Here is a 10,088-nt window from a genome sequence, read left to right as displayed (position 1 = left end):
ATTTAGAGCAGATTTATTTTATAGATTAAATACAATTATGCTAGATATTTTGCCTTTAAGACAAAGAAAAGATGAAATAATAGAAATTGCTAATGCTACTTTAAATAGAATTTGTAATGAGTATGATTTAGGGGAAAAAACTTTTAGCAAAGAAGCTATAAAAGTATTAAATGATTATAATTATCCTGGAAATATAAGAGAATTGATTTCTATTGTTGAAAGTGCTGCAATTTTAAGTGATGACAATATAGTAAAAGATAGTGATTTAAGGCTTAATTTTACTAATAATAATAAAAATAATATAAATGACTTAGAATTTGAATTAATTAAAGAAGCTTTAAAGCAAGAAAAGGATATAAAAGCAGCTTCTAAATTAATTTCAATGAGCGAAAAAGTTTTTAGAGAAAAAATGCAAAAATACAATTTAGGAGAGTGAAATGAAAAATATTGCAATCATTGGTGCAACAGGTGCTGTAGGCGAAGAAATATTAAATGTATTAAATGAATACAATTTTCCAGTAAAAGAACTAAGATTATTAGCTAGTAAAAATAGTGCTGGTAAAGAGATTGTATGGCGTGATGAAACTTATGTTATAGAAGAATTAGATGAGCATAGTTTTGATGAAGAAGATGTTGATATAGCATTCTTTTGTGCGGGTGGAAGTATAAGTGAAAAATATGCAAAAATTGCAGCAAATAAAGGTGCTTTAGTTATTGATAATACAAGTTATTTTAGAATGATGAATGATGTGCCTTTAATAGTGCCTGAATGTAATCCTGGTGATTTTGAAAAACATAAAGGAATAATTGCAAATCCAAATTGCTCAACCATTCAAATGGTGCAAGTATTAAAACCACTTGATGATGTATTTGATATAGAAAGAGTTGATGTTAGCACTTATCAAGCGGCAAGTGGAGCAGGGAATTTAGGTATGAGTGAGCTTATGGAAGGTCTTCAAAAAGTATTTGCTTTTGAAGAAATTAAACCATCAAAATTTACTTATCAACTAGCATTAAATCTAATTCCTCAAATTGATGTATTTACTGATAGTGGCTATACAAAAGAAGAGCTAAAAATGGTAAATGAAACTCAAAAAATTATGAATAAAAAAATGCAAATTAGTGCTACTTGCGTTAGAGTGCCAGTGCTTAGAAGTCATAGCGAAAGTATTACAATTACTTTTAAAAATAATGTAGATTTAACAAAAGTAAGAGAGATTTTAAGTAAAGCTCCAAGCGTTGTATTGATGGATAATCCAAACACAAAAGCACATAATGAAGATAGTGAAAATGAAGAATTACGCTATCCAATGCCTTTATTTACAAGCAATACAAATGAAACTTATGTTGGTAGAATTAGAGTTGATTTAAATAACCCTAAGATTTTACATTTATGGTGTGTAGCTGATCAAATTCGTGTTGGAGCAGCAACTAACGCAGTAAGAATTGCTTTATTATCTTTATAAAATTACTTAAAACTAAGAATTTAAATTCTTAGTTTTATTTTTGTTCGCTAAATTTTGATTGTTTAGCATTCATAATTCTTACATTAAAATGTATTGAATTACCTATAAAATTATCTTTAAATAATCTATCTTTTTTGTTTGAATATAGCTCGTGATAGTAGTAATCTAATCCAACGCTAGTTGAATAAGCTATCCAGTTATAAGCTATTTTTTGCCCTAATAAATCATTTATATACTCTATTTCTTCATCAATTTCGCCTATTGAATTAGCAAAATAAAACATAGACCTTTCGTTTTCTTGGCTTAGGTTTAAAAACATTGGATGATAATTAATTTGAGTGCTTAAATATTTATTTGGTCTAATACTTAAAGCTCTTATTTGTGTTGCCAAAAGAGTTGTTTTTACTAATGGTATATTAAAAAATACGCTAGAATTATTTAATTTCCAAGCATCACTTAAAGCCGAATTTACATTTAGATTTTTCTTTTCAATAGTTTTAAGAGAAATTATATTGCTTTGTTCTCTTATATTATCAGTTATTTTACTTGCTAGTAAGCTATCATCTTTAAATACAGCTATTTTATTATTTGAAATATTTATTAGTTTTGCAACTTGCTCTTGATAATCTATGCTACCAAATGTAAAATTAGAATTTACATTATCAAAATCACTAGATTTTGCCAATGGATTAAATACTGCAATATTTGTAATACTTTTGTTTAATACATTAATGCCGTTTTTTTGAAATCCTGTAATAATTAGTGAATAATCGTGTAATTGGCTTATGATAGGAGCTATATTAGCTTCACTTTCATCTCCTGTAAAATATACTTTCATATATACATTATCATTTTGTTTCATAAGATATGCAAGTGCAGGAGAAATTATATTACTAGAATAAGATTTTACAACTTTTTCTGGTATAACTAAAGCTATTTTAATTGTGTTTAATTGTTGTTTTTTAGGTAAATCAATATATTCAATTCCATTAAGAAGTTTTACATAAATGTTATTTAGTTTTTCATCATTAGAATTAAATCTTGTTATATAGCTTATATAAAGACCTTTGTATAATAAGTCTTTTAGACATTCATCAGAGCATTTTTCTTTTTCGTAATTAACATAAAAAACCTTTGCTGGCTCAATTTTGACTAATTCTTGTTTGGCAGCAATAAGATTTGAGCATATTAACATTGTTGTTAATAATTTTTTCATAATTATTCCTTTATTTTTTTTAAGTTATTTATAAAATCATTTTTATAACTTGGATTTTTTTTAATAAAGCTAAAGCTGTAATTTAGCAAAACTTTTCTTTTTTTACCATAAAAGTCATAAAAAATAATATCTCCAATATTAAAATTTGATAATTGTAATATATTTTTTAAATTTTCTCCTAATAAAATTATAATATTTGCTTCACTTTCTAAAAGTTCATTTAAAAAATACTGATAGCACTTTAAAATATTTTCTTGTTTATATTGATTTGAGCATTTTACTATATTTGTAATGTATACATTATTTAAATTAAGACTTAAATTCTTGCTTAAAATACTATTAAAATATTCAGCATAATTGTCATTAAAACCAATATTGCTTAGTATGAAAATATTTGATTTAATTACTTTATTTGTATAAAAATTATTTTTACTTTTGTATAAATTGCATAATTTGCAATTTTTTATATCTTTTATATTGTAGTTTTTATTAACGCTTAACTTATCGTTGTAAAAGGAAAATCCGAATAATTTTAAGTAATGTAAATATGTATTTTTATCCATAAAATTTATTTTATATCAAAAATACTTAAAAATAATTAAGTTATTTGTGATAGAATATGCGTTTAATTTTTTTATTTAAGGAAGAAAAATGCCAAAAAGAACTTATCAACCACACAATACACCTCGCAAGAGAACTCACGGATTTCGTGTAAGAATGAAGACTAAAAATGGTCGTAAAGTAATCAATGCAAGACGCGCAAAAGGTAGAAGAAGATTAGCAATCTAAAGGAATTTTCTAGCATAAATGATTCTAAAGATTTTGCTAGACTTTATAAAATTGGTTCAAAATGGTTTGCTAAAAACTGCGTTATTTATCACGAACCAAGCGAAGTTAAAAAAATTGCAGTAATCGCAAGTAAAAAAGTAGGATGTGCTGTTGTAAGAAATAGAACTAAAAGATTAATAAGAGCTATTTTTTTACAACTTTATCCAAATATAAGTAGCGGTTATTACATATTTGTAGCAAAAAAAGGTTTTAGTGATTTAGGTTATTTTGAATTAGAAAAGAATATTAAGTGGAGTCTTAAAAGGTTGGGGTGTTTAAAGGAATAAAATGTTTAGGTATTTAGCTGTTAAATTAGTTGAATTTTATAGATATTTTTTAAGTCCTTTAAAGCCTAAATCTTGTAGATATTATCCAACTTGCTCTCAATATGCGATTATTCAACTTCAATATAATAATTTTTTTAAAGCACTTTTTTTAACAGCTTTAAGAATTTTAAAATGTAATCAATTATTTGTAGGTGGTTTTGATTATCCTATAATTAAAATTAAACATAAACCTATTATGCTTTTTACACATCAAAATAAGATAAAAAAACTTAAAATGATTTTTGTTCCAAAAGATAAACAATTTTATTATATAGTAAAAGTAATATTCAAATAAAGGAAAAATATGTTTGATAATATGTCTCAACAAAAAAGGATTATAATTGCTGTAGTTTTATCTATGGTTTTTTTTATAGGTTATGATTTTTTAATCCCTAAACCAGTTGTTACTAATACTCAACAAATTCAAAAGCAAGAAGTTAGTAATATACAAACAAAAACTCAAAATATCGGAGATATTAAAGCAATAAAAACAAATAATATTATTGCTAGTGTTAATAATGAGCATTTTGATGTTCAAATCAATGAAAATGGAGAAATTAGTAGTTTTATTTTAAAAGATGAAAGATTTTTAAATGAAACAAATGAAGCTATTAATTTAGTTGATAAAAATACTACTTTATATCCTTTATCTATGGTTTTTTATGATAGTGAATTTAATAAAGAATTTAATAATACAACTTTTAAAGCAAATAAAAGTAGTGTAAATATTGGTGAAGAGCTAGTTTTAAGTAAAGATGTAAATGGTGTAATTGTTAATAAAATTATAACATTCAAAGAAAATGGTTTTTATCAAGTAAAAATTACTTTTAGCGATAATAAATTAAGAGATTATGTTATTACTCCAGGTGAGCGTCCTAATGTTTTAGCAGATACTTTAACAGTTCATGGTGCTATGATTTACAAAAATGATGATACTAAAGTAGATTATGAAGATGGAGATATAAAATCAAATGATGAAAGAGTTGAAACTGATTCTATAATAGCTGCATTTTCTGATAGATACTACACAAGCACATTTTATAATTTTGAAAAGCCATTTAAGGTAGTTGTTAAAAATCACAAAGATTTATCAGTTGGTTATGTTGTAGCTAGTGGTAATGATACATTTAATGCTTATATTGGTCCAAAAGAGCATAAAATTTTAGAAGCTGTTAATGAAAAACTTACAAATGTGGTTGAATATGGTTGGTTTACTTTTATTGCTAAACCAATGTTCGCATTTTTAAGTTTTATATATTCACATGTAGGCAATTGGGGTTGGTCTATTGTTATTCTTACGATAGTTGTTAGAATTTGTCTTACATATCCAACTTATAAAAGTATGGTTTCTATGCAAAAATTAAAAGTTTTAGCTCCAAAAATTAAAGAAATTCAAGAAAAATATAAAGGTAATCCACAAAAAATGCAAATGCATATGATGGAGCTTTATAAAAAACATAAGGCAAATCCATTGGGCGGATGTTTACCAATATTAATTCAAATTCCAATATTTTTTGCAATTTATAGGGTATTATTAAATGCTATTGAACTTAAGGCTGCTCCTTGGGCTTTATGGATTAATGACTTAGCAATACATGATCCTTATTATATTTTACCAATTTATATGGGTGCTACTATGTTTTTACAACAAGTTATAACTCCTATGACTATACAAGACCCTACACAAGCTAAGATTATGAAATTCTTACCTTTAGTATTTGTGATATTTTTTATAAATTTCCCAGCAGGTCTTACATTGTATTGGTGTGTAAATAATACATTTTCACTAGCTCAACAATGGTTTGTAAATAAAATTTTTGCTAATAAAGAAGGAAAAAATGCAAATAGTTGATAAAACACTAGAAGGTGCTATTGATAGAGCAATTAAGGAAACTAATTGCTCTATTAGAGAATTAGAGTATGAAATAATTCAATTGCCAAAAGCTGGTTTTTTAGGTTTTTTTAAAAAAGATGCAATAATTGAAGTAAAAGTTAAGAAAAAAATTGAAATTAATATTATTGAAGATATTGCAAAAGATTTAAAAAATTTATTTTGTAGTGAATATTTTGATGTAAGAGATGTTGTGGTAACTCCAGCTAATGAAAATAGTGTAAATTTAGAATTTATTGCAAATTCTTATGAAAGTTTAATAGGAAAAGACGCACATAAATACAAAGCACTAGATACTATTGTAAATCATCTAATAAACATTAAATACAATCTTCACGCAAGAGTTGAGATTTGTGGTGTTCTTGCTAAATTAAGAGAAAATCTTGAAAAGCATTTAAGCGAAGTAAAGACAAAAATTGATGAAGTGGGTAAGGCTCAAACAAGACCATTAGAAACAAGTTTATTAAATCTAGTATATGAAGAATTACTAAAAGAATTTTCTCATAAAAATATAGTTATAAAGGATAGTTCTTTAGGAAGATACATTGCAATTTATGGAGAATTTAAAAAACAATGAATAGCACAATAGTAGCACTTGCTAGTGCTAGTGGAAATGGTGCTATTAGTATTATTAGATTAAGCGGGGAAAAAGCTTTAGAAATAGCATCAAAATTATTAAGTCAAAAAAACGCAGAAAAATTAAAAAATAATCCCCGCTATGCTCACTTTTTTAAACTATTTTACGAAAATGAATTTGTTGATGAAGGCATTATAATTTATTTTAAAGCCCCTTTTTCTTTTACTGGTGAAGATTGCGTAGAATTTCAAATTCACGGCGGTTTTACAAACGCACAAAATATACTTATGATTTTAAATAAATTAGGTGCTAGATTTGCAAGAGCAGGGGAATTTAGCAAAAGAGCTTGCTTAAACAATAAAATGAGTTTAGAAAAAGCACTTTTAATAAATGAATTAATTGCTGCAAAGAGTGAAAATGCAAGAAAAATAATATCTAAGAATATAGATGGAGCTTTTAAAGAATTAATCACTAGCACTCAAGATGAGTTAATTAAAACTTTAGCTTATTTAGAAACTGCAATTGATTATGCTGATGATGATTTGCCTGAAGATATTTTAGAAAATGCTAAAACAAAACTACTTAATAACGCTAAAGAATTAGAAACAATTGCAATTAGAAGCGAGAAAAAAAGAGGCTTAATAGAAGGATTTAACCTAGCAATTATTGGAAAACCAAATGTAGGTAAAAGCTCTTTATTAAATGCTTTATTATCGTTTAATAGAGCAATAGTTAGTGATATTGCAGGAACTACTAGAGATAGCATTGAAGAGTATTTAAATTATCACGGACATTTAATAAAATTAGTTGATACTGCAGGAATTAGACAAAGTGATGATTTAATAGAAGAATTAGGCATTAAAAGAAGCTATGAGGCTATTAATAAAGCTGATATAGTATTGTTTTTAATTGATTCATCAAAAGAATGCTTAGAAGATGAATTAAAACTTTTAGAATACATTAAAAATAGTGGTAAAAAATATTTTATAGTTCAAAATAAAAGCGACTTAGCTCAAGTAAATACTTTAGAAGGTATTAAAATATCAGCATTAAATAATGATATAAAAGCTTTAGAATTTGAATTAAAAAATTATTTAAATTCTCAATTAGACAATGAATTGGTTTTAACTAATACTGATTTAATAAGTGCGTTTTATAGTGCTAGTGAGAATATTTATTTAGCTATAGATAATTTTAATGAGCTTGAAATTTGTGCTTATTATTTAAATGAAAGTTTAAATAAACTATCTCTTTTTGGTAAAAAAACAGGAAGCGATGAATTGTTTGATGCAATGTTTTCTGAGTTTTGCTTGGGTAAGTAAAAATTCATTAAGCTTTTTATGTAAAATTACACTACCCTAGACAACGCGGGTTTAATATATTCGGTCTAACAGATTTTTTTATGTGATTAAGTTTAAGCAACCGTGTTCTGTGATGCAAGTAATTGTGAATTGCAGCCTTTAATGCTTTTCTTCCACTATTTTTTAGGTTACAAGACCTTGAAATTTAACGCTTGTTTGGGGATTTATGTTTAGGGTTTTAAATGGATGATAAAATATTAGAAAAGCTTGAAAAAGAAGATAAACAACTAGCCGATATTGTTGCTAGGTTTATTGCTTTTGTGGCTGATTTTATAATTTGCTATATTCTTATCTTTATTTTAATGATATATTTTATAAACGATGAAGAAATAATTAAAATAAGAACCTTAATAAATAACGAAGATTATATCAATTTAAATATATTATTATTTCGCTATGTAAAAGCATATTTTATTATTAAATTCTTTTATGTTCTTATATTTTTTTATATGTATGGTGCAACTTTTGGCAATATGATTACAAAGACAAAAATTGTAAATTGCGAACATTTTGATACTCCTAATTTTACAGAATCTTTAAATAGAGCTTTGGTGTTTGTATTTTGTGAATTTTTTATAAATGGGGTATTGTTTGTATCTATATTCTTTAATAAGACAAGAAGAAATTTTGCTGATATTGCCAGCAAATCTATGGTGATTAAAGTTGATTAAAAAAATATCTTATTTGATATTGCTTATTGGCTTACTTTATTCAAATCAAATTGAAATTCAATCAGATGAGTTTATAAAAAAAGATAATTACATAATCTCAAATAAAGATATATTGTTGTTTAAAGAAAATTATTTTGCAAGAGCAAATAGTGGTAAATATAATCAAGATACAAAAGAATTAGAATTATTTGGAGATGTATTTTTAATAAACAATAATCAAACTACTATATCAAATTATGCAAAAATTAATTTAGGTAATTCTTGTGCAAATTTTGATAATTTTTTTATAAGCGATTCTTTTATTGAAGTATGGTTAAAAAGTAAGAATAGTTCTTATATAAATGGTGATTTTATTGTAAAAAATGCAAGTGTTAGTTCTTGTGATGTTGCAAATCCTGAATGGAGTATTGATTTTAAGGAAGGTATTTATAATACTAAAACTCAAGATTTAGTATTAAAAGGTATGGTTTTAAGATTTAAAAATATACCAATTTTTTATATGCCATATTTTGCTATTAATACAGATGATAGTAGAAAAACTGGTTTTTTGGTTCCTAAATTATCAATAAAAAGCAAAGAAGCTATTCATTATGAGCAACCATTTTTTTGGGCGATTAATCATAGAATGGATTTAGAATTAAGACCACAAATTAGAACAAATAGGGGTTATGGAATTTATTCTAATTTTCGTTTTGTTGATAGCCCTTATTCTAAAGGAAATATAGGAGTTGGGTATTTTAAAGAATTTAATAGTTATTTTAATAAAGAAGAATTGAAATTTGGCGAGCATTATGGATTTAATATGCACTATGAAAGAGATAAAATCTTTAATACAAATAACAAAAATCAAGAAGGATTATATTTAGACTTTTTAAGAATTAGTGATATTGATTATTTGAATTTATCTAGTTTTTTAGATAATAATGATGAAGCCATAATAACTTCAAAATTTAATTATTTTTATACAGATAATAAAGATTATTTCGGTTTATATGCTAAATATTATCAAGACACTTCAAGTATTAATCAAGATTATACTTTACAAGAAATTCCAAATCTACATTATCATAGATTTTATGATACTTTATTTGATAATCATATTAACTATAAAGCAGATTTTTCATATAGCAATTTTTATAGAAGAGAAGGTAGTACATTAAATAGATTTCATTTTTATGTTCCAATTGAGTTTAATAAAAGCTTATTTAATGATTATATTAACTTTGTTTTAAATGAAGAATTTGAATTAGGACTTAACTTTTATAATAATTATAGTAGAAGAGATGATTATAATTTTAATTCTACTCATAGTGCTTTTATATATACTAATTTATTTAGAAAGTATGATTATATATTGCATAATATTAATTTTGGTTTTGGTGCTAGTCTTAGGACTGGTTCAAAAGAAATAGAAAATGAATTTTTCATACCAAATACTTATGATGATTTAACCTTTAATATTGAGTTATCTCAAATAATTTTTAGTGATAATGATAAAAAACTTAAGCATTCTTTAACGCTTAGGACAGAAGATTCTAAGTTTAATATTTTAAGCAATCAGTTTAAGTATTATTTTAATAATAATTTTAATATTAATAATACTACGGAGTATTCGTTTAAAAATTCTAATATTGATAGATTTTTTATAGAAGGCGTATATACAACCCAGCCATTTAAAATAAGTTCTGGATTTTATTATAATAAAATTGATGAGCTTCTTATGAAAAATAAGCCTTATGATAGATTTTTAAC

12 protein-coding genes are annotated in these 10,088 nt (G+C 24.9%); 10 read left to right on the top strand and 2 right to left on the bottom strand.

The genetic code is table 11. From position 1 onward, the window contains the following. Both KJQ99_RS07385 and KJQ99_RS07380 read left to right on the top strand, forming a co-directional pair. The coding region (locus tag KJQ99_RS07385) for an AAA-type ATPase lid domain-containing protein (protein WP_284467048.1) at positions 1 to 436 on the top strand (436 nt) is incomplete at its 5' end. Between the two features lies 1 nt (position 437). Further along, positions 438 to 1,466 (top strand): aspartate-semialdehyde dehydrogenase, encoded by a 1,029-nt coding sequence (locus tag KJQ99_RS07380; protein ID WP_214116494.1) that lies wholly within the window; start codon positions 438 to 440, stop codon positions 1,464 to 1,466. Positions 1,467 to 1,500: 34 nt separating this feature from the next. On the opposite strand, the gene KJQ99_RS07375 is transcribed toward KJQ99_RS07380, so the two are convergent. Next, complete coding sequence (locus KJQ99_RS07375) at positions 1,501 to 2,682, bottom strand: hypothetical protein (RefSeq protein WP_214116496.1); 1,182 nt, start codon at positions 2,680 to 2,682, stop codon at positions 1,501 to 1,503. A 2-nt stretch (positions 2,683 to 2,684) separates the two neighbouring features. Next, positions 2,685 to 3,245, bottom strand: coding sequence for a uracil-DNA glycosylase family protein (locus KJQ99_RS07370; protein WP_214150419.1), 561 nt, complete (start codon positions 3,243 to 3,245; stop codon positions 2,685 to 2,687). An 88-nt stretch (positions 3,246 to 3,333) separates the two neighbouring features. Between KJQ99_RS07370 and rpmH the strand changes: the two genes are divergently transcribed. The 8 genes from rpmH to KJQ99_RS07330 form a co-directional block, all read left to right on the top strand. Next, a complete protein-coding gene (gene rpmH / locus KJQ99_RS07365) occupies positions 3,334 to 3,471 on the top strand; it encodes a 50S ribosomal protein L34 (protein ID WP_214116499.1) in 138 nt (45 codons plus the stop codon). Then, positions 3,459 to 3,797, top strand: coding sequence for a ribonuclease P protein component (rnpA, locus tag KJQ99_RS07360; RefSeq protein ID WP_275592001.1), 339 nt, complete (start codon positions 3,459 to 3,461; stop codon positions 3,795 to 3,797). Before rpmH ends, rnpA begins: the two co-directional genes overlap by 13 nt. A gap of 1 nt (position 3,798) precedes the next feature. Then, a complete protein-coding gene (gene yidD, locus KJQ99_RS07355; RefSeq protein WP_214116501.1) occupies positions 3,799 to 4,131 on the top strand; it encodes a membrane protein insertion efficiency factor YidD in 333 nt (110 codons plus the stop codon). Positions 4,132 to 4,140: 9 nt separating this feature from the next. After that, positions 4,141 to 5,688, top strand: a complete 1,548-nt coding sequence (yidC, locus tag KJQ99_RS07350) for a membrane protein insertase YidC (protein WP_214120382.1) — start codon at positions 4,141 to 4,143, stop codon at positions 5,686 to 5,688. Then, the gene (locus tag KJQ99_RS07345; protein ID WP_214150418.1) at positions 5,675 to 6,304 is read left to right on the top strand and encodes a Jag N-terminal domain-containing protein; all 630 of its coding nucleotides are present in this window, start codon (positions 5,675 to 5,677) and stop codon (positions 6,302 to 6,304) included. Before yidC ends, KJQ99_RS07345 begins: the two co-directional genes overlap by 14 nt. After that, positions 6,301 to 7,626, top strand: coding sequence for a tRNA uridine-5-carboxymethylaminomethyl(34) synthesis GTPase MnmE (mnmE, locus tag KJQ99_RS07340; RefSeq protein ID WP_214150417.1), 1,326 nt, complete (start codon positions 6,301 to 6,303; stop codon positions 7,624 to 7,626). The genes KJQ99_RS07345 and mnmE overlap by 4 nt, the downstream gene beginning before the upstream one ends. Positions 7,627 to 7,847: 221 nt before the next feature. After that, positions 7,848 to 8,336 (top strand): RDD family protein, encoded by a 489-nt coding sequence (locus KJQ99_RS07335; protein ID WP_214116509.1) that lies wholly within the window; start codon positions 7,848 to 7,850, stop codon positions 8,334 to 8,336. Continuing rightward, positions 8,329 to 10,088: LPS-assembly protein LptD (locus KJQ99_RS07330; RefSeq protein ID WP_214150416.1), on the top strand; the 1,760-nt coding region annotated here is incomplete at its 3' end. The genes KJQ99_RS07335 and KJQ99_RS07330, both read left to right, overlap by 8 nt.

This window comes from Campylobacter sp. 2018MI13 (assembly GCF_018501135.1).
In the GTDB taxonomy this organism is placed as follows: domain Bacteria; phylum Campylobacterota; class Campylobacteria; order Campylobacterales; family Campylobacteraceae; genus Campylobacter_E.
This window is presented reverse-complemented; position numbering and strand designations above follow the sequence as displayed.